This window comes from Vibrio ostreicida (assembly GCF_013074385.2).
Classification (GTDB): Bacteria; Pseudomonadota; Gammaproteobacteria; order Enterobacterales; family Vibrionaceae; genus Vibrio; species Vibrio ostreicida.
Genome location: NZ_JABEYA020000001.1, coordinates 537,427 through 556,855, shown reverse-complemented (window position 1 = coordinate 556,855; position 19,429 = coordinate 537,427). Strand labels below are relative to the sequence as shown.

Annotated in this window: 13 protein-coding genes; 2 read left to right on the top strand and 11 right to left on the bottom strand. The window is 47.4% G+C overall.

Annotated features, from left to right (window positions below):
* Window positions 1-158: 158 nt before the first annotated feature.
* Window positions 159-1,601: a serine protease gene (locus HLM86_RS02335; protein ID WP_170882046.1), complete on the bottom strand. Its 1,443-nt coding sequence runs from the start codon at window positions 1,599-1,601 to the stop codon at window positions 159-161.
* A 168-nt stretch (window positions 1,602-1,769) separates the two neighbouring features.
* Complete coding sequence (locus HLM86_RS02330; protein WP_076585047.1) at window positions 1,770-3,653, bottom strand: methyl-accepting chemotaxis protein; 1,884 nt, start codon at window positions 3,651-3,653, stop codon at window positions 1,770-1,772.
* A 442-nt stretch (window positions 3,654-4,095) separates the two neighbouring features.
* On the opposite strand from HLM86_RS02330, the gene HLM86_RS02325 reads away from it, so the two are divergent.
* Complete coding sequence (locus tag HLM86_RS02325) at window positions 4,096-5,274, top strand: lytic polysaccharide monooxygenase (protein ID WP_170882047.1); 1,179 nt, start codon at window positions 4,096-4,098, stop codon at window positions 5,272-5,274.
* Window positions 5,275-5,409: 135 nt separating this feature from the next.
* Here HLM86_RS02325 and HLM86_RS02320 read toward each other — a convergent pair whose 3' ends face one another.
* Genes HLM86_RS02320 through HLM86_RS02300 form a run of 5 tightly spaced genes read right to left on the bottom strand, consistent with a single transcriptional unit; the run spans window position 5,410 to window position 11,052 of the window.
* The gene (locus HLM86_RS02320) at window positions 5,410-6,129 is read right to left on the bottom strand and encodes an ABC transporter ATP-binding protein (RefSeq protein WP_170882235.1); all 720 of its coding nucleotides are present in this window, start codon (window positions 6,127-6,129) and stop codon (window positions 5,410-5,412) included.
* 25 nt (window positions 6,130-6,154) lie between these two features.
* Window positions 6,155-7,438, bottom strand: coding sequence for an ABC transporter permease (locus HLM86_RS02315; RefSeq protein WP_170882048.1), 1,284 nt, complete (start codon window positions 7,436-7,438; stop codon window positions 6,155-6,157).
* 2 nt (window positions 7,439-7,440) lie between these two features.
* Complete coding sequence (locus tag HLM86_RS02310; protein WP_170882049.1) at window positions 7,441-8,655, bottom strand: ABC transporter permease; 1,215 nt, start codon at window positions 8,653-8,655, stop codon at window positions 7,441-7,443.
* The gene (locus HLM86_RS02305; protein ID WP_170882050.1) at window positions 8,652-9,926 is read right to left on the bottom strand and encodes a TolC family protein; all 1,275 of its coding nucleotides are present in this window, start codon (window positions 9,924-9,926) and stop codon (window positions 8,652-8,654) included. Before HLM86_RS02305 ends, HLM86_RS02310 begins: the two co-directional genes overlap by 4 nt.
* Window positions 9,919-11,052, bottom strand: a complete 1,134-nt coding sequence (locus tag HLM86_RS02300; RefSeq protein WP_170882051.1) for an efflux RND transporter periplasmic adaptor subunit — start codon at window positions 11,050-11,052, stop codon at window positions 9,919-9,921. The genes HLM86_RS02305 and HLM86_RS02300 overlap by 8 nt, the downstream gene beginning before the upstream one ends.
* A gap of 439 nt (window positions 11,053-11,491) precedes the next feature.
* Between HLM86_RS02300 and HLM86_RS02295 the strand changes: the two genes are divergently transcribed.
* On the top strand, window positions 11,492-13,498 hold the full coding sequence (locus HLM86_RS02295) for a M4 family metallopeptidase (protein ID WP_170882052.1): 2,007 nt from the start codon (window positions 11,492-11,494) through the stop codon (window positions 13,496-13,498).
* Between the two features lie 69 nt (window positions 13,499-13,567).
* Here the strand turns inward: HLM86_RS02295 and HLM86_RS02290 are convergent, their stop codons facing one another.
* The 4 genes from HLM86_RS02290 to HLM86_RS02275 all read right to left on the bottom strand — a co-directional run bounded on the left by HLM86_RS02290 (window position 13,568) and on the right by HLM86_RS02275 (window position 19,429).
* Window positions 13,568-15,382, bottom strand: coding sequence for a ricin-type beta-trefoil lectin domain protein (locus HLM86_RS02290; protein ID WP_076585061.1), 1,815 nt, complete (start codon window positions 15,380-15,382; stop codon window positions 13,568-13,570).
* A 603-nt stretch (window positions 15,383-15,985) separates the two neighbouring features.
* On the bottom strand, window positions 15,986-16,693 hold the full coding sequence (locus HLM86_RS02285; protein ID WP_076585065.1) for a 4'-phosphopantetheinyl transferase family protein: 708 nt from the start codon (window positions 16,691-16,693) through the stop codon (window positions 15,986-15,988).
* Window positions 16,694-16,817: 124 nt separating this feature from the next.
* Window positions 16,818-18,062, bottom strand: coding sequence for a diaminobutyrate--2-oxoglutarate transaminase (gene ectB / locus HLM86_RS02280; protein ID WP_170882053.1), 1,245 nt, complete (start codon window positions 18,060-18,062; stop codon window positions 16,818-16,820).
* Window positions 18,063-18,097: 35 nt separating this feature from the next.
* Complete coding sequence (locus tag HLM86_RS02275) at window positions 18,098-19,429, bottom strand: MFS transporter (protein WP_076585066.1); 1,332 nt, start codon at window positions 19,427-19,429, stop codon at window positions 18,098-18,100.

Below are 19,429 nucleotides of genomic sequence, written 5' to 3'. Positions count from 1 at the left end.
CCAAGGAGTTTTATAAAATCACCAAAACTTAGGATAGTTATTTACATTTTGAGAATTTTTCACTTTACACCGAGCTGTAATTAAAGGTTGTCACTCTTTTATCATTAGTCATAAAGTGAGAATAAATAGGCGCCGAAGCGCCCGAGTTTAAGTCGAGGTCACTGCGCTGACAACGACAAAGTGACACCTGAAAAACTGCTGTAGGCGTTGATCATGATATAGAGATCTTCATTGGCATTACCCGCAGCGCACGACTCAGTATTGCCTGATCGATAAGGTCGGCAATCGTACGCACTCCTTGACGGCTGTAACCCAGAACGAACATAGAGATCGGCGTCCCCTGCACCCGAATCAATCGTTACGGTGACATCAGACGTTCGATTGACCGCGCGGAGGACAAACATCCGTTGTTCGCCTTTGGATAGCGACAGATTAGAAAGGGCGGAACCCAAGCTGAGCTCAGTAATGCCATCATCTGGCTGCCCGACCGCACCATCGGGTAACATGTTATTAAAATGCGTAGCAACCTTTGGCCAAATTCTGCTGATTTTGACCCCTTGGTTCTCACACCCCCCAAAATGGTGTAAGGCGATAGCTTTGTTATTGCCAGACTTGAGCACGGGCGAGCCCGACGAACCACCGATGGTGTCACAAAAGTATCCAGTGTCTGTATTAGATCCACGTCCATTCGCCGATGCGATATCGATTTGGCATAACCCTGACCCATTTTGGTCGCTTTCTATTGCCAACTCTTTGGGGTTACCCGAGCCATGTTGAGGAATATAAATGCCCTCACCAAACGTAGGCTCAGAGTCATCCAGTCCTAAATAACCAAATGATGAAATTTTGGAAAAATCGTCGACGGTAAATAAGGTATAGTCGAGTTCGTAGTCGGTGCTAAGCACCTGATCACCCATCACTTTGACGGTGGTCGCCATGGATCCGTTGCACGTACTGCGCTGGTAGTTGAACCAAACTTCCGTCTTTTTCAACTCAGATTCACTGGCAACACAGTGGTTGTTTGTGAACATACGATTATCCGGCCCCACTCGCCATGCGGTACAAAGGCTACGCCCATTGATGAGAAGTCTCGCCACCGGGGTGGTCCAAGCGACTTTATCGGCATGAGAATCTTCCCAGCAAGCCACATCTTTTCGTTCGTTGACCCCACAGGTCGATAAGGTCGCGAGCTCTTGTTCAGCCGAGTCTTTTCCTGCCATATAGTAATCAAGTTCAAACTGCCCCTGCTGACCCTTTGAGTTGGCAATCATTTCAATCACGACCGAATCACTAGAAATGGACTGAGCAAACCAATCGATTTGGCTGTCCGTGTATTCAACCACTTCATTGGTCGTCGCCGATTTAAGGCGTAAAATGCTGCCTTTTGGTAAAGATAAACGCTTGAAATGAAGTTTAATAAAAGCGGCACCTTGGTGTTCGATAGTCCGGCTAAGATGATGACTCGAAATGCCTTTCAAGTCGGAGTCGGATATTGAATATGTCACTTCATCAGCAATAACAGGTAAAACCGTCTCAGCCATCGCCATAGGCGTGACCGATAATGCTAACGCCAAGCCAAGGTTGCATAAGTTTGTCTTCATTGGTATTCCCTTTTCGGTTTGTTTTGTCCCAATAACAAACATATGCGCAAAACCCACATAATCAACCAGTTGCTTATGTGGGTTTTGGTAAAGAAATATTGACAGTCTTTCTTGTCAGTGCATAAAAAGTGAATAAGCGGAGGTGTGACGGCTTACCAGCAATGACGGTTAGAGCTTGAACGTGGAGACTTTCGCCATTAATTCTCCTGATAAATTTTTCACGGTTCCTGCCTCTTTAGAGCTATCTTGAGCACTGTTCACCAATTGATCAGCGACATCCTTGATCGAGGTGATACTTTGAGTGATTTCATTCGTAACATGGCTTTGCTCTTCTGCTGCGGTGGCTATTTGAGTCGCCATGTCACTGATCGATTGAACCGCAGTATTAATTTCTTCAAGTGCAACACTGGCTTTATCTGCGTCTGAGACTGAATTGGTTGCCAGTGAGGAACTGCTCTCCATTAACTTAACCGCATTGGCTGTTGTCCCCTGAAGCGTGTCAATGGTCGCTTTGATTTCTTCTGTCGAATCGTGCGTTCTTTGTGAGAGCACTCTGACTTCATCAGCGACCACGGCAAACCCCCGACCTTGTTCACCCGCACGCGCCGCCTCAATCGCCGCGTTCAAGGCGAGGAGATTGGTTTGTTCAGCAATCCCTTGGATGGTCGCCAACACTGTGGAGATATCTTGAGAGTGTCGATTTAATTCGCCCACCACATTACTGGCCTCTTGGAGCTCATTGGCTAATCGATTGATGGAGTTTTTGTTTTCCAAAACCACCATACGGCCATTTTCGGTATTTTTCGCCGACCCTTTTGCAGAGTGCGCCGTTTGCTCGGCGTGTGACGCAATTTCTGAGGTCGCAGAGGCCATTTCCGTTACCGCAGTGGCAACCATGGTAATTTCCTGCTTCTGTTGGTGAATTTCATCGACATTACGATCAGAACGTTGATTACTGATTTCAGACTGCTCAGACAACTGATGGGATTGCTCACGAATATGAGTAATCAATTGCTGCATACTGCTCACAAAAGTATTGAAATTTTCTGCCAAATGACCGACTTCATCACGACTATCAATATGAAGACGCTGCGTTAGATCACCGCTCCCATGCGCGATTTGCTCCAGTGCATTAGACACATTGGTCAACGGGCGGAATAACATACCACACAAGAGGTTGAACAAAAAAGTACATACAATCACAACAATCGCCGTAGCAACGATCTGCCCCCATACTGCACTGTATAACGGCGCCACCAGTGACTCGCGATTGAGCACCGTCACCGTCAACAATGACGTGCCTTCGATCGGTGCGGCAAATACAACACTCAATTCACCATTCACTTCGGTGTAAACATCAGCACCAGAACTCATTGCCTGCTGGATATCACCAAAGTTTAAACCCAGTTGTTGTACCGATTGATTGAGCAGTTTTGTCTCACTGTGGGTGAAGATATTGCCCTGCTGGTTGGCAATAAACATATAACCTTCCCCTGGCAGAATCACCTTATTGAGTCCAGAAACAATGTCGGTTATCTCAACATCAGCGCCCAATACCACCTGCCCTCCATCCAAATGAATTACACTCCCCAGTGAGACCACATTCGCACCCGTCGCAGCCGCAACCGTTGGGTTATCCATGAAAACCTTGGAAGGGTTCTTCATCGCATTGATATACCAGCCCCATTTGCGTGGATCATCATTGCCCGGTGGGAGTATCACACCATTGGCGTTTTGCTGAGAACCGTCTGGAAAAGCCAAAAATACATTATCTAACCCCCCAGATTTTTTAACCTGCTTGAGGTGATTTACGATCGAGCTCATGTTTGCATCAGAGACGATAGACGTTAACGCCCTCTCTTTAGATTCAATCCAATCCGACACATATTGATTGTAAGAAGCAGTTGAACTCTGTAACCGCTGCGTCACTTCAATGTCTAAGCGCTGCAAAGACGCTTGAAATGACAAAAACTCAACCAGCAGACCACCAATAACAATGGCAATGCTGGCAGACAGAGCCAGTTTATTTTTTAAGGATAACGTTTTAAACATAGGGCAACCTTGATTTAAGATTTTTTTCGCATCGCAGTACTAAGCTTGTAGCTGCTTGCCAACACAGTGGCGAAGATAACCTAGACGCGGACAAAGTACCCTTAGACAAAGTCAATCTTTGTATGCTTATCACGCATTTAATTCATGCTTTAAAATAAAGCATACATTTATTTAACAAACCAAGGAAGCACACAGAATCGTCGTGACAGAACGTTAGTGTCATCATTCGGCTCCTGGCTTTGCTTCACTTTTTTGAAGTGACTCGAAAAGAAAAGCATGGAAAAGCAACCTTTTGCTTATGATTGGAAACAAAGTAGTAATTTGACATTGATTTCCCGAATGCAAAAGAGACATTGACAACTCATTGATAATTTTCTTGCTAGTTTCAGTTCACAGACTGCTGTTGATATGTCTGTCTCGTTACAACGAATAAGGATAAATTATGAATACTTGTTTAAATGTCAGTTCGGTCGCCATAGCTAGCCTTATCTCCTTAACTTCCTTGAATAGCCAAGCACATGGTTGGGTAGAGTTTCCCAATGCAAGACAAAATATTTGCTATTTGGACGGTGGTTTTTGGGACAATAGAATTCCTAACCCTGCCTGTCAGGCCGCATTTGATCAATCTGGGGCGTTCCCGTTTGTTCAACGCAACGAAATCGCGGCAAATGTTGCGAATTATCAGGATATGGGACAGGTTCAAACCGTCGTTAGCAATGGTGAACTATGCAGTGCTGGCGATCCCGCTAAAGTGGGGCTAAACGTTCCCTCTCCACATTGGCAAAAAACCGCTGTATCCCTCGATGAACAGGGGCAATTTGAGCTGATTTTTAATGCGACGGCCCCTCACAATCCCTCGTACTGGCAATTCTACCTTAGCAGACCTGAATACGACCCAGCACAACCACTGACTTGGTCAGACTTAGATCTCATCGGAAACGCTGGCAACATTAGCGTAGACGACAACAAAAAATACCGAATCACCCTCAAAATACCCTCAGGTCGCAGTGGAGATGCCATCCTTTATACACGCTGGCAGCGTCGGGACCCTGCAGGGGAAGGGTTCTACAATTGTAGCGATATTCGATTGACTGAAAACGGCCGTACACCCACCGATCCCACTACACCGACAGAGCCCAACACGGAGCTTTATGCGATTGGTTACTTTGTCCCTCAAGATCTTGGCTCGGTTGAAGCAGGAGATACCCTTCGTTTGCGCACTTTTGATCAGCACGGCAACGAACAACATGATCTTTCTTTAGCCATTACAGCCAACAACACCGAAGCGAAAATATGGTCGACCGAGCTCGCTGGCCAGTTCAACAGCCTCGGTCAGGATCGCTGGGTAGTTGGCACTTGGCATGCTGAGATGAATCATTACATGTTCGATACCCATAATATTTATTCCAATCAGGTCTATGCGCCAAACACCACATTCAATTATCAACTCTCGTTACACAAAGGGAATACTCCCCCACCTCAGCCTGACAACCTCTGGTCATCCACCCAGATCTATCAGTCAGGTGACGTTGTCACCCATGACGGAAAGCGTTGGACAGCTCAATGGTGGACAAGAGGGGAAGTCCCTGGGCAAACGGGTCAATGGGGGGCTTGGAGATAACCAACACTTAGGCAGCAGCAATGCTGCCTTGTTTACAGAGGTAACGACATTGTTCCCCCTGAATGGAATGGACCATCGAAGTGGCATGGCGATTCAAGGCTGCGAGCTGCCACAGCCATCGGGCATCGGGCAGTACTAGCGCAAGTCAAGCGAGTTAAATGATGCAGAAGGCTGTCTATCGGACACCACGAGCCCGTCTTTGATTGTGATCACTCTTTTCGTGCGTTCGGCCAACGCCTTATCGTGTGTGACAATAATCAAGGTCCTTCCTTGATCATTTAAGTGATTAAATAACGCTTCAATCTCCGACCCCGATTTGGAATCTAGAGCCCCCGTCGGTTCATCGGCAAGGAGAATTTGCGGGTCGTTGACCAAGGCTCTGGCGATCGCGACACGTTGTTTCTGACCACCGGAAAGCTGATTGGGTTTATGATCCAACCGGTTGCCGAGACCGACTTGTTCCAGTAACTGAGCAGCCCGTTCACGGCGCGGCTTTGCCTTTACGCCAGAATACACCAATGGCAAAGCCACATTATCCAAAGCCGTCGCGTATTCAAGAAGGTTAAAACTTTGAAATACGAAGCCAATCTTTTGATTACGAATAGAGGCCAGTTGATTGGCTGATAAACTGGCCACGTTCTGCCCTTCAAGCAGGTATTCTCCCTTGGTCGGCTTATCCAGACACCCCAACATATTCATCAAGGTCGATTTACCCGATCCCGAAGGGCCTAGAATCGACAGAAATTCTCCGCGGTTGATCGCTAAGTTGACCCCATCAAGTGCTTTCACTTCCTCTGCTCCGCCCGAGTAATATTTGCAAATATCACTGAGTTGAACCAACGAATTATCCGGCATAACGATTTCTCCGCGACTGATTAAATTACTCACTTTGTAAAGCCTCCATTGGGGTAACTTGCGCCGCTCGATTCGCTGGAAGCCAAGCCGAAATCACCCCAATCACCATTAAGGTAAGAATAACGATAGCCACCACCAGCCAGGACAATTCAGGTACGGGGCTTCCTAGCTGTTCATAAAAGACATTCCCTTCTAAACTGATCCCGCTCAATACCACAACCAATACATAAGTGATCAAAAGGCCAAGCCCACCTCCGGCGAGCATGGTCATCATTGCTTGCACTAAATAGTGAAGCCTTATTCCGTTGGGTGTTGCCCCGACGGCCAATCGCAAACCAATGTCTCGAGTCGAGCGTTTGACCGTCGCATACATCACATTGGCGATTCCGATCCCCGCAACCGCCAAGGTAACAAAACCGATAATACCGAGGAAGCTTTGCAGGCCAACCAAGAATGTCTGCATACTTTTTTGTTGAAGAAACATATCCTGAACCTGAACAACCTGTTGGTCTGAGACACTTGCACCATGTGTACGCGCGATCACTTGACGCAGGGTCGCCGCGAGCGCTTCTCGGTCAACCCCCTCTTTTGGCTGCACATTAATCCCACCAATATCGCCAGTGGGATGAAATCGTTGCCACGTAGACAGAGGAACAAAACTGGCGTAGTTAATCTGTTCCCCTTGCTCAATTTCAGCGCTGTTCTTTTTCAGAACACCGATGACAGTGAATTCTTCTGTACCTATTTTGACTTGCTTGCCAACGGGGTTGACGTTTAGCGTCACCGACGCAAACCAATTGTCATTATCCTCAGGGTTGAACAAATTCGCCGCAAGCAGATAGCCCAACACAATGACCTTACGTGTCTCTTTTTGATCAAGAGGATTAAACCATCGACCACCAGACTGCAAAGCCAGATTTGTCATGGATTTAAACTGTGGCGGAACCGCCAACGGTTGCCCCCATGTGCTGCGTTCGCCCGCAGATAAACGTTCGTCCCAGATAGCGGTCGGAGCGACCCTCTCGACGTCAGGCAAGGCTCGAATCACTTGGGCATCAGACTTTTTCAGTTGCAAGGGCTTACCTTGGTAGAACGAAGCGTAGTCCACCGTCGCCATCCCACCCATTAGGTATATCAGGTTGCCGTTTCCGTTTTGGGCGGTTTTTAATACGCCTTGGCGAATGCCCTCTCCAACCGCTAGCATTCCTGCGATACATAACGTCGCCCAGGCGACGGCAAAAATAGTCAGGCTCAACCTGAGTTTCTCCGCCGCCATTTCCTGCACGATCTGTCTCATGGGTAATCGCATCATCAAGCCCTCGCACTAAGAGCGATCACTGGCGTCAAATTCGAGGCCCGCTTAGCTGGAAAATACGACGCCAATAACGCCAGAACCATCATCACCAACATTGACATCCCAATGGCACTCAGGGTGATGGTTGGCAAACCGATCCAATCTGGCAGCGACAAATTGCCGAGCAAAGCAACAAGACCGAACGCACACAATAGACCTGCCATCGTCCCGACGGAAACTAAAATCAAACCTTCCACAATAAACTGGGCAAGAATTGAGCTTTGACTCGCGCCTATGGCAAGCCGCACGCCAATTTCTCTGGTCCTCTCGGTGACGGAAAGAAACAGGATATTCGCGACACCCAATGCCCCGACCGCCATTGTCATTGCACCGCTGGCCGCAAGAAAAAGTTGAATCCCAGTCAGAATGCCATTAATGATATTGGCTCCCTCACTGTAGTCAGGTAGATAAATCGCTTCGGTATCGTTGGGGTCAAAATGTAATTGCCTTGCGTAAAAGCGCAGTATGTATTGTCGCAATGTCGGACTATCAATACCTGACGCAGGTTTGACGAGCATCAACCAAGGCTTGCTATTCCAAAGATCACGGAAGGTGGAATGAGGAATAAACACCTTTCGAGCATCACCAAACGAACGACCACCATCTTCATCACTCACCACGCCAATGACGCGAAAAGGAATACCATTAACATTCACACTATCACCCAACTGAATGTTACCCATTTGCGCAACTTGATTGCCTAAGACTGCTACCCGTGAGTGATGACTGAGATCGCTTGGCGATAAGTTGCGTGAGCCCGCCAACAACTTTCGTTGAGTAAGGTCAAAGTAAGCCGCGTCGATCCCAGCGACAAAGCGGCTGAGGCTTTGTCCTTTGCTATTCGTCACACTGGCATCCCATTTGGCATAGTTGACCGCCACACTCTCTACAAAATCAGATTGTCGCAACAATTCAACTTGTTGCTGCGTTATCCGGATCTCTCTACGCGACGCCAACCCTTTCCATGGTTTACTGGTGTAAGAAGGAAAAGCATACTGGATTTGCTCTGTCAGAAAAGAAAACGATTGACTTTGGTGACGATAAAAACCTTCTCCGAGGGCCATTAGAACCACCACCGAAATCACGCCCCATGCAATAGCTATCATCGCTAACAGGCTTTTCATCCGATGGGCCAATAGCGTCTGCACTGTCTGCTGCAGAATACTCATCATGAATGAAATGCCCTTGAGATCAGTGTGATCGCTTCATCATCCAACTTGCCTGCGGTCTGCAACAAAGCGATTCTCTGTCGCCAGTAGTTATACAAGCTCGACTGTTGATTGTTTTTCGCCTCAAACAAGCGATTGTGGGCGTCGATTACCTCAGAGGCTTCGAGTAGGCCTGAACTGTAAAGCGTCTCTTTACTCGACAGAACTTTAGTGCGAGAGGTCACCAGTTGGTCCGCGATCAGTACCTGATCCCAATTAATATCTACTTGAGTAAACTGAGAGACGACCCGTTTACGGATGTCAATTTCAACTTTGCGCAGGGCTTGTTTGGCGCTCAACGTATTCAGGGAAGCTTGTTCAACTTTTGCCCGTGTTGCCCCATTGAGATCAATCGGTACCGAGAGTGACAATCCAGCGTTAAACTGGCCATTCGAGGAGGAAGAAGAGGAATCGACGTAACCCAACTGCCCTTTCACGGTTGGGTAATAGCCCCCTTGCGCACTTTGTTTGGCAAACTCAAAAGCTTTGACGTTTTGTGCGGCGACCAAAAGTTCGGGGCTGCTGCTTTTCGCCAGTGCCAACCACGCTTGTTGAGATTCAACTTGCATTGGTGGACGCACGCGGCTTTCCGTTCGAACCTTATCAATCGTTTCGGGCCACTGGTTAATCAGCGCTGCCAGCTCTGCTCGCTTCGTTTCGAGGACAGATTTATTCTCTAAGATACCCGCTCTTTCCGAGACTTGAGTGGCGCGGATGTCCTCAACATCTATCGACTTCACTTTGCCCGCTTGATAACGTTTTTCAATAATTTCGAGCAGTTTGTTACTCTCTTCCAACTTATTTTGCGCCAACTCAAGATCCGCTTGCGCACTGGCAACATCGAGATACGCCGCCAGCAGTTGGCCTGCCAAGGTATTACTCGCCTGAAGCAACTCTAGCCGAGATTTCAACGCATTGGCCTGAGCTTCGTCCAAATCTGACCACAGACTGCTGTCCCAAAGCGTTTGAGACAAGGTCGCCCCATAGCTATTGGTGTTATCCGAGTCTTGATACCAAGTAGACGTCGCTTCCGCACTTAATGAGGGTAACAGACCGCTGCGAGTCGAAGTCACACCGATATCGCCCAAATCCGACCCTATTTTTGCCTGTGCGTAAGTCGGATCGGTTTGTTTTGCTTGGAGCCAAGCCTGTTCAATCGATATGGCATAAGCAGGGAGACTCAGGCACGCCAATAGGGTTAGAGACCCCAATCGACTCATATTTGGCTTAACCATGATTCGCCCCTACCATGCTGTTATCAACCACTTTCTCGTCCAAGACAACCCCCTCTAGCACTTCAACATTGATGCCATCAGACAAACCCAGTTTGACTTTCTGCTTGTGGAATCCCTGCTGTGAATCATCTGGAATAAGGACATTCGGCGTATCACCTTCAAAATTCAGCGCGCGCTCAGGCACGGTTAAAACATCCTCTGATTTTTTTAGCACTATTTGCGCTGTTGAGGAAAAACCTGAGCGCAACTGAACCTCGGTTGGAATGTCAAGGTGTCCAACTTCCACTTCAAAGCCATTATCAAAACTCTTGGCTGTGCTTGTCGCCTCGGGGGAATTTAAGTTTTCTGATTGAATCGCGACCTTGGTCAATTTACCCCGAATATCCAATTCTGGAAATGGTGCAACCGTCAATGTCACTGACATACCCGGAGTCAACTGTGCCGCATCATGTTCGCTCACACTGCCTTTGAAGATCAGGCTTTTCATATCGGCGACGGACATCATTTCCGTCGCTGCCTGACTAGACTCTGTCGAAATAATCGGTTCGCCAACTTCCACCTTACGATTGAGAATCGTACCCGTGATCGGCGCATAGATAGTGGAGGTCAAACGAGACTGTCCGATCGATGCCTCGCCGCTCTGAATCAATTCAAGGTTTTGTTTCTTTTGCATGACATTGGCACGCATTGACTTCACCTGCGAGCGAGCCGTGACATAATCATCGTAATTTTTGGGAATGATATTCTGTTGAATCAAGCTCTCAAGGTTGGCTAGCTTCTGCTTGGCCGACTCCAAATCAGCTTCACTGCTCATCAATTCTGTGGTGGCCTGAGTCAATGCCTGTGGCGTAGGGTTCGGCCTCACTTTAATCAATGGCTGGCCTTGCTTGACGTTGTCACCCACTTCCGCATAAATCTCACCCACAATGCCATCTATCTGGGACTTAATTGACACAGAATGCTCAGGCATGATTTTACCGACGGCCACCGCTTGCTTTTCAATCGTCCCGTATCCTATCGCCAGAGTAGGCAAAACTTCTGGCTGGCCAGCGGAGTCCAGATAAAAATATATACCTCCAGCAAGTAGCGCAATACCACTGACCGACAACAACCAAGTTTTAGCCATTTTCTCTTCCTAGTTTTTCATTATTTTGTAGCCATGGGACTACCAGTTATACATAAAGTTCCGACCACCTTAACCGATATGACAATCACTTAGCAGAGATCGATTGTATGACTTTGTCGGATTCATCCAGACGATTTTGGCTTTGATGGCAAGCCAGACTTTAAAACTGGGCGGTATATTATTCATGGATGTCCGTACGGATTGACAAGTCGTTTTACCCCGAGGCTATGACTATCATTGCACGACCAATCAACCCACACTATTAAGTGAATAATCCTATTTTCTCGCTCGATATCTCATAAATTTGTTTTATTTTTTAATGTTTTGCAGCAAAGACAAATATACAACACGTTGCATTACACATGAACAGCCCAATGTCATTACTCTAAGCAGCACTTTTTAGCGGAAACAAATCGTCATATAACGATCAAGGTGATGTATGAGAAACCTTAATTTACTTCTATTATTCCCTGTTGCGCTCGCCTCACAGGCAGCCACCGTCGTCGACCATTCCCAAGTCGACCTCTCACAGGTCCTCAATGCGTCGGCATCCCCGTCCTTTGCCACGTCATTAGCGCCTTTGTCTTATCAAGACGCAAACCGGGTGGTCACAGGACAGCATACTTTGTTGCGAAAACAGCAACTCCATTATGGGCTACCCGTTTATGGCCAGTCTCTTGTTGCCAATGTCTCGAGTAAAGGCATTGCCCGCTCCATCGATGGACACATACTGACTGATATCGAATCCGATATTGGATCGACACTGCCCATGCTGAATGCCCAGCAGGCCATCAACCTTGCGACAACGCAAAACCAAGGATTTGCGGCCTCCGCTGTACGCGACCCCAACGCCGAATTAATGATTTGGCAAGACGCTCAGCAAATCGCTCATTTAGTGTATAAGGTTGATTTTATTCAAAGAGTTGGCATGGCGCCCTCACGACCAATCACCTTGGTCGATGCAAAATCTGGTGAGGTACTTGAACGTTGGGAAGGCCTTGCCTTTATCGAAGCCGAAGGCCCAGGCGGCAACCAGAAAAGCGGACGTTACTATTTTGGTTCAAGCACGCAATACGGTGGCTTCGAAGTCAACCAGTATTGTCAGATGGATAGCCCAGATGTCATCACATTAGATATGAAAAATCAGCAATACGGCGGGCAAGTTCATCAATTTGATTGTAACGTCAACAGCGAACGCTCGGTCAATGGCGCCTATGCACCAATGAATGATGCCCATTACTTCGGCCAGCGAGTTTTTGACATGTATATGGAATGGCTTAACACCCGCCCTATCCAGCAAAAACTCACGATGCGCGTTCACTATGGCTCAAACTATGGCAATGCATTTTGGGACGGTCGTCAAATGACGTTTGGTGATGGTAATCAGTCCATGTACCCTCTCGCAACATGGGATGTTATTGCGCACGAAGTCAGCCATGGCTTCACCGAACAAAACTCCGGACTCGAATACCGAGGGATGTCTGGTGGCATGAATGAATCTTTTTCTGATGTGGCTGCCGCAGCACTCAGTGAATTTGTTCACGGCCAATTTAATTGGAAAATGGGTGAGCACGTGATGAAATATTCCGATGCCATGCGCTACTTCACCCAGCCCAGTAAAGATGGGTTATCTATCGACCATATCAATCAATACTACAACGGGATCGATGTTCACCATAGCTCAGGTATTTTTAACAAAGCGTTTTACCATCTGGCCACCAGTACAGACTGGAGCATAAAAAAAGCCTTTATCGCTTATGCGACCGCCAACCAACTTTACTGGCAACCGAACTCCGACTTCCAACACGGTGCCGACGGAGTGTGCAAGGCCGCGCAGAAGTTGGGTTATCCTACCACAGCCGTCACCAATGCCTTTGCCCAAGTGGGTGTTCAGGTCAGCGCGTGCGGTACGACTCAACCCACCCCTCAACCGGATCCCCAACCAAGCCCAGACACCCAGTCACTGGCGATCAATATCCCCAGTCAAGTCGATCCATTGGGTCATAATGCCCAGCATTTTGTTCTCAGGAATGCCCCTGCAGGCGACGTTTGGGTGCAAACCTATAATGGTTACGGCAACTTAGACATGTATGTTGCAGTAGGTCGTCCAGCGTCTGAAAGCGATCACGATTGTTCTTCGACCAACCCTGACAATAACGAATACTGCGGATTCAGCGGCGTTGGCGGGACCGATCTCTACGTCTTAGTCACTGGTGCCAATGGCTCATCGAATGGCTATGTGGGTGTCAGTGCTTACCTTGAAGAGCCAGCCCCTCAACCGCAGGACACCTGTGCGAACCTAGAAGAATGGTCATCCTACTACTATTACCCTCAGGGAACACAGGTCCAGTACTATGGTAACCGCTTCACCGCGACACAAGATAACTGGGGAACAGACCCGTACAATAACTACTGGTATTGGAATTATGAAGGGGCTTGTTTTTAAAAAATAAAAAAGAGAGCCCGTTAAACGGGCTCTCTTTATCTTTGGTTATAAGAACACTTTATACGCTCGTTATTTCCAAACCCACTGACTGCCATTAACATCAGCTTCAACAAGCCAGCTGTTATTGTTCCACTTTAAGGCATTGTCTAGGGCATTTTTGAACTGCCCATTTTCTAAGCGCCATTGTTGACTAGAACTCTGGCTGCAAGTTTCCATTCTGATATTCGCGCCATTTTGGTCCAAACATAGTCCCGGTGCCGACTGACTGATCAATTGGCCTTGCGTAGTGAGTTGCCAGTTCTGATTCTCACCCCCATGACAACTCCAACCGTAGACTCTTGAACCAGGAATACCTGAGGAATTCTCAACATCCAAACATTGATTTTCCTGAGTGACGATCGTCTTCCATTGCTCTTCTGGTTTGGCATCACCTGACGCGGCGTCAAACAAGTGAGTCACAACTGATGTCAACGGCTGAGTATAACGTGAAGCTTTTGGTGCAGTATTCTGCCAGCTTTGTGGTACCGGTTGAGTCACATCCCATTGGCCATTGCCATCGTAGTAAGATTTCGCCACGGCTTGTGGTGTTGGTGTCCACAAGAAGTCTGGGTGACGGTTTTGATACCACTCACCACCAATGACGTTACTTTGTGCATCCAACTCAAGGTCGTAATAGTACGTGACGCGTGAAACACCATCTAATCGAGGCTTATCATACTCACGATGGGTTGGGTTTGTTTCTACCATGTAATCAACAACCATTCTTACACCAACAACCGACGTTGCCCGTGAAGAACGATACTGGCCAAACTTATCTTTCTTGTAGTCTGCCATCGCGATCGTCACCTCTGCTGGGTTGTCAGAAGAACGATTTGTCTCAGGGTTAAAGTATTTCACTTGATAACCCACAACAGGTTGGTTCCAAACCTGATAATCATAAGTTGCATCCATGATCATACTGCGGCCAGTGATACCGATCTGGTTAAGCACAGAAAGGTGCCAAGTTCCAGGGTTCGTATCCACACAATCGGAGTCAATAATACGTCCATTATCGTCTTTTGCAGGGTCTTTAATATTACAACGTCCACCGATAAAGCGAGTATTGAATGGGGCTTCTGCCCACAATAAAGTACCGAGCGCTTTGATGTCAGACGGGTAGAATTTGAGCATATCGCCGTTTGCATCTGGAACAACAACTGACTTTTCAGGACGCGGTAACATGTAAGCCGCCGCCGCCCAGCCATGACAAAGCCCCATCCAACGTTCAACTTTACCCTGAGATTCATAATAGCCTTTACCAGAATCCCACGAACGCTTGGTCAAGGTAAAGTTTTGGTCTCCGACCAAAAGGTCGTATTTTTCAGCCGGTGATAACAGGTGGCGCTGCTCATTGGTGTAGTTTTCTAGTGGTTTAATCGTATGTGAGAAATCATAGTATTCTTGCCAATCTGAGGCGTACAGTTCACGATCCGAGTAACGCCAACCCGCGGCACCCGAATAAAGTGGCCAGTAAGTATCCGACCAAGGCTGAACATCCAATCGCTTAGCGTCTGGCGCCGTTCTGTCAAGTTCAGTTAGGTTTCGGATCAGCGCATTACCGACATCGACCAATCTTGCTGGATTGTCATTGCTGAGGTTAGCGGAAAAACGAGGTTGGATAACAGGTTCTGCACGATCCATAACCGTTTCACGCATCTGCTCTCTGAAACGCTCGACATCGTCAGCGCTCATGCTTTGGTAGGCGTCTCCTTCTTTCTCGGGCAATGTATCCATGACTTTCTGAGGGTTCTCATGAAACGCATCCATGAATTCATTGATTTGGGCATTGTTCGCCGCAGCACTCAAAGGTACCGAAATAGACAACAAGGTGATAATTTTTTTCATTATAAAGCTCTACGTTATTAGTGTTACATTCTTTTCGTCAGAGTGACACTTCCACTCTGGGCGCACGTAGATTGTTGATCTTTATCCAAAAAATCAATCGAGCTTTTACTTTAAAAACAAAAATCGTGAGTGGAACCAACAAAAAGAAGACGGCGTACTTTGGCCTTTATCTAAAGTTCTTATTGTTTATATATTCATTTATTAACGGCGAGACCAATAAGTTTGATGTTGCACCAAATAATGATGTCTCATTGATAAGACCGAACTTCTCTTTGAGAAGAACTTCGGTCGAAAAAACAAACATTAAGCACGATTTTATGTCGGACAAGTGGGAGGATATATACGATACCCATGATCAAAACGAGCAAATAAAACTACGCTCAACCTGACGTGACTAGCCTCCTCATTGATGAAGAGGTTCACCCGAAAATCCTTACCATCTTTCTCGTTTACGCCCTCAGCCTCTCGCCGTTATTCATTGCGACTCACTGTTTAACTAGGCATTAAACCCGATCCAAGATTGACACAGCAGCCATTTCACATAAGTCAAAAGGGGTATTACTCGGGACAGTGCGAAGTGGCCCCATTTATCACTACCGTTATTTACAATCCATCCGCAATCAGGGTCACTACCGTGTTGTCGTTGGTCAAAAAACGCCCACTTGCTTGCCAGCCCTTTGCAAAGTTAGTATTCAGGTCACGCAGTAAAGTAATTTGAAACTGCCCTGATGACACATCGATCTGTTCTACCCGCGCATCTTCAAAACCAAAAAAGGTCCTAACATGGGGATAAAGTGCTTTGTAAAGACTCTCTTTTGCAGAAAAGACCACGCTCAGGCCATGTGAAAAATCTAGGTTAAGACGTTTAATCAGCTTGGCTTCATGGTGATCAATAATGTGTGGCGCCAGTTCTTGAGCCAACGGTGCACTCATCAGAGATTCGAGGTCAACCCCTATCATCGAATGATCTCTTGAGTAAGCCACCACCGCGATCGCTTGATCCTCATTGTGTGTGATCGAGCCCGTTATCCCTGCTGGCCAAATAGGCGCGCGATCGGCGCCTGTTGGAATCGAATAACTTTCATCAGTCAATTCTTTGAGTGCATCATTGGCGACGTATCTCCCAGCCAAATACTCAGACCGACGTTTATCGACCGCGTTTAATAGTGCCTGTGGCTGAACAATACCGTAGTCAGAAAAAGAATCAGAGTGGAAGTTGGTGACATCAAATCGGGCACGCGAACTGATGGCATGAGCGGGCGTAATAGAAAGATCAGGGCCGAACGCCTGAAGAAAAGTGTCGTTATGCATATTGATACCATCTGATAGTGAAATCCCCGTCAGCACGCCTAGATATACTCACATTTCTAGACGAACAAGATAGGAAATGATGCTTCACTTCCTATCTCGGGTGTGGCCTGCTATCTCGCTGTCATCACGAGTAAGTTTGTGTTAGCACATGCTCGATTTTATCGAGTCCACGGACCAATGTCTCTATTTCTATTGTCAAAGGTGGTAAGATCTTTAAGACGTTGCTTTTCGCGCCACAGGTTTCGACTAACAGCCCGTTATCGAACAGTTGGCGAGACAGCTGAGTCGCGATGCCTTGCTCCGGAATCTCAATCCCCCACACCATTCCTCTACCGCGAATATCGATAGCAAAAGCCGGATAGCGTTGTTGCCATTCCAGCAGTTTATTGTGGATAATGTGGCTTTTCTGGTCGATTTCTTTCACCAAGTCGTTTGTTTTCCAAAAGTTTAACAGCTCTGTTGCCGCAATAAAGGCGAGATTATTGCCTCTAAATGTACCGGTGTGTTCACCAGGTAACCATTTGTCCCACTCAGGTTTGATCAAATTAAGCGCCAATGGTAACCCACCACCAATCGATTTCGATAAACACACAATATCAGGTACGATACCCGCAAACTCAAAACTGAAAAAGTCCCCTGTGCGACCGTTGCCTACCTGAATATCGTCAACAATCAATAGAATATCATGCTTATTGCACAGCGCTTGTATCGATTGTAACCACGCTTTGGAGGCGGGATAAATGCCCCCTTCGCCCTGAACCGTTTCCAAAATAATCGCGGCAGGCATGGCAACACCACTGCTGCTGTCTTCTATTAAGGTACTTAGGTTGGCTGCCGTATCAATATCTTGACCAAAATACCCATCGAAAGGGGCATGATACACATTACTTCTCCCACCATAGACAGACTGATGGTAATAATCATTGGCGGTTAACGCCAACGCCCCAGCGGTAAGCCCGTGGTAACCTCTGGTGAAGGCGACGACATTCTTACGCCCGGTCACCCGCCGTGCGAGTTTAATCGCGGCCTCAACAGCATTGGTGCCCGTCGGGCCAGTAAATTGAATCTTGTATTCCAATTGACGCGGTTTGAGTATGACGCGATCGAGCGTCTCGATGAACTGCTGCTTAGCCACCGTCGCTTTATCCAAACTGTGCATGATACCGCCGTGGCTCAAATAGCGAATGATGGCCTCCACCACCGCTTTGGGGTTATGCCCATAATTCAACGTCCCTGCTCCGGCGAAAAAGTCAATGAACGCCCTTCCCTGATCGTCCCAAATGATCGCATTTTCCGCTTTATCAAACACGGTCGGAAATGACCGAATGTAACTTCTGACTTCTGATTCCAGCTTTTCGAAGGCTTGCATACTTTTCCCTATGATTCTATTTATTCAAAATTCAACTATTGGCGTTTAACGGTGTTATAAAACAACCCCACACTGGCGATAATGGCCAAACCACACACGCCATAAAAAAACACGATACCTCGACCGGGACCCACACCAATAACTTGGCCCAAGCTATCCGCAACGGGTCCATCTACAGCAAATAAAGGCTCAAACACATAGTCCGCCAAAGGCCCCGCAAGTAAGAAGGCCAAAGGCAAAGAAATTTGTGAGATGAGCGTTTGAATACTGATCACTCTCCCCTGAAGAGATTTGGGTACTGAAGTCTGCCAAATCACCTGATTGACGCTTTCTGCCATCACAAACAGCATGGTGAGGAGTAGCACTGTGCCAGCTAAGATCCAAACCGTCAGGCGAGGTTCAACAAAGATAAACGCGGCACTCAGCAGCAGTAATCCCATCATTAACAACAGACCACAGAGCAAAGAGGTTTTTTCCTCGCTGTCTTTCAGTAGCAACAGCGCAATGCTGCCAGACAGCGTGCCAACGCCCGCGGCGGTTAGCACCGTCCCCAATTCAACCACAGTCGAGAAGCTCAACACCAAAGGTGTCAGCAAAACATGGACAATCCCAACAGCAAAATTAATCGCGCCCATAAACAGCAGTAGATTTCGTAGTTGGTGGTGATTGAACAAGTACCGCAGCCCCGATTTCAATTGTTGTTGGAGACTGGCTAACGTTTCACCAGAGGGCACCGAACGCCCATCAGAATGATTAATCTTTTTGACGATGAATAACAGCACAGTGATTGCAGAGACAAAACTGATGATATCGGCAATAAACACCCCCTTCAGCCCGACAGCAACCAGAAAAAACGCCGCGAGCGCCGGAACCACCAATTCGACCAACCCCATACCACCTTGAGTGAAGCCCTGAAACTTTAATAGTTTTTTTTCCTCGATTAACACGGGCACCAAGACAATGAAGCTTTGGCTTATAAAGCCGTTAAAGACCGATCCGATCCCCACAAACATCAGAATGCACCAAAAATTTAACAGTTCATTGGCGTACAACATCACCAAAGACAGGGTACACACCCCTGCACCGACATGTCCGAGAACCATGAGTGTGCCTCTTGGATAGCGGTCCAGTAATGTGCCGATAAATGGAGAAAACAAGAGCTGCGGAGCAAGTGCGGCAAACCCTATCACGCCATACGCCGTTGCCGATTGCGTCTGCTTATACACCCATTGCCCCAAAGCGAAGTCGGTCATCAGAGTGCCAAGCAACGAGATGAGTGTGGCGCCCAGCATCATAAAATAGGCGCTGGTCCCGAGATAGGGTCCATTGCCGTTGTCGATATGCAAAGCTTGTGTTTCATGAGACAT